1 pseudogene is annotated in these 2,084 nt (G+C 35.7%); it reads right to left on the reverse strand.

From position 1 onward, the window contains the following. Positions 1–2,084 (reverse strand): annotated as a pseudogene (locus tag HMPREF3031_RS13370) (hypothetical protein); the annotation flags it as partial.

Below are 2,084 nucleotides of genomic sequence, written 5' to 3' on the forward strand. Positions count from 1 at the left end.
AATCCGGAATTGTTACTGCTCCTGTTACATCCTCCTCAGTTGTTGGTGTTCCGTAATCTTTTGTGACTTCGTCTGTTGTTGGTTCATACACTTCATTATCTGGTTGTTGGTCTGTAATAGAGAATGAATCAATAGCTAATGCTGTAGTTAATGATTCTGTAGAAACACCTTGTTTGAATACTGCAGATGAGAATACGTCTGATACTTTTGCATCTTCTGGTACTGTTAAAGGTACTGAACCTACTGTTCCATCTTCTGCAGAAGTTACAGTAACTGGATCTCCGAATTTTTCGCCATTTTTGAACCATTGCACTTGATATTCACGATTTGGTAATAAGCCACCTGTTCTAGATTCTGCAGTATCACCTGGTCTAGCTAATTCATCTGTTGAGTTATAATTCGTGATGTCGTGCATTGGTTGTGGTGCTAAAAGTGCAAAATCCACGCCTGATGTGTTATATGAGCTTTGAGCACTTGGTCCAATTGGTAAAACATCATCACTAAGCTCTTCAAACATGTTAGTTTGGAAATTATTACTCCAAATAGCATAGTCTTCAACAAGCGGTGTAACATATACGTAATCAGAGTTGATATGTCTGTGTTTTTGTCCAATTGTTCCATTCCAAGCCATTAAGTTATTATGGGAAACGTCTTTATCAGCTACAACTTTACCATACTCTTCATCTGAGATAGTTTTAGAAATGCTTGTACCTGAATTTTGTTTATAAGCACTAATACCATAAATACCTTTGAACGGAATGTAATAATCACCGTTAGAATCTACATTTGCTACAACAGTTTCAGCAATGTGTGATCCTACACCATTTTTCGCTTCATAATCAGCGATAATTTGTGCTTGTGCAGCTTTGAAATCATCTAATGTATAACCACTGTGTTCTTTTTTCCAAGTATCAAATAATCTAGTTACTTCGTCATTTACATATGATGCAGCGACTTTTGTATTAGTTGCATTAACATCCCAAGTATCTTTACCCCAACGTCTTGCATCAGAGCCATTAGGATCCCCGTTTTCATACCATACGTTACCGCGAATTGTACCGTAATTACCTGTATTTTCAAATTGGCCATTTGAAGTACCAGATGTTGTACGTTCATTTTCTGGTTTTAGTAACCAATCAACATTATTATGTTTTTCTTGAAGTACAACTTGTGAGTTAACAATTCTATTGACTCCTGCTGTAAAGTCCCAAGATTCATTTTTTCTAGTAAGACGATCGTGATAACCATACATTTGGTCACCGTGTTTAACAACATCGTATTTAGATGGATCTGGATTTTTAACCCAAGTTCTTATAGCGAATTTGGAGTCTCCTGCTAATTTAAATTTATAAGTATTGCCATTCTCATCTGTAACTGGTTTGGATAAGTCAAATGCAAATGAGCCATCTGGGTTTGTAGTAGTGTAATATACTGGAGATACAAAACCTTTTCCGTTTACCCATTGTAAGTAAACATTAACTCCTGGCAATGGTACTGCATCTTTTTGAGAAGAATCTGAGTGATTACCATTTCTATAGACCCATGCTTTACCACTATAAGTTTGTTTTTTAGTAGCATCACCTGGTGAGTATATAGCACTATTTTCTGCTAATTCTTGTAAATCTGACGTATTAGCACGATCCATTACCATTGCTCTATTACGTAACAAGTTTCTAACAGGTGTGTTAGAAGTTGTCTTCGTTTTAGAAGATGTGTTTGTTGTATTAGCAACTACTGGAGTTGAATATTGATCATTAGTTGCCGATTTTTCTTTAATTAAAGCAGCTAAAATTTCATTTTCATCAGCTTTATTAACACCTTGTTTATTTAAAGCAGCTAAAATTTCGTCCTCAGATACTCCTGTTTCATTTGCTACATTCTTAACTTCATTTACAGTTTCTTTTTCTGAAATTGGTTGATTTGTTGTAGTTTCTTTAGTCGCTTCTTCTGTTGAGGGTTGTTCTGTTGTACTTTCTTTACTTGCCTTCTCTTCTGTTGAAGGCTGTTCTGTTGTTGTACCTTCACTTGTTGCTTTTTCTTCTGTTGAAGGTTGTTCTGTTGTGCTTTCTTCAGTTGCCTTCTCT

This window comes from Staphylococcus sp. HMSC072B07, from assembly GCF_001815505.1.
Classification (GTDB): domain Bacteria; phylum Bacillota; class Bacilli; order Staphylococcales; family Staphylococcaceae; genus Staphylococcus; species Staphylococcus simulans.